Below are 222 nucleotides of genomic sequence, written 5' to 3' on the forward strand. Positions count from 1 at the left end.
AATCGTTTGACCTTCTACCTTGATTTGACTGGCATCAAGAGCTTGACCATTCAAGATTGCACTTGCTGAACCTGCATAATCAAGAACAGACTCAAGTGTATCACTTACACTGAAGGATGATACATCTGTTGGGACACTTGTTTTCACGTTGTATGTGAAAATTTGGTCACGATCAGCAAGCGTTTCCTCAGCCTTAGTATTGACATCTTTCTTGATCTCTGG

1 protein-coding gene is annotated in these 222 nt (G+C 41.0%); it reads right to left on the reverse strand.

The features are described 5' to 3' along the window. The coding region (locus tag HMPREF2655_RS02835; RefSeq protein ID WP_142352107.1) for an isopeptide-forming domain-containing fimbrial protein at positions 1 to 222 on the reverse strand (222 nt) is incomplete at both ends.

Source organism: Streptococcus sp. HMSC066F01, assembly GCF_001837335.1.
Taxonomy (GTDB): Bacteria; Bacillota; Bacilli; order Lactobacillales; family Streptococcaceae; genus Streptococcus; species Streptococcus oralis_S.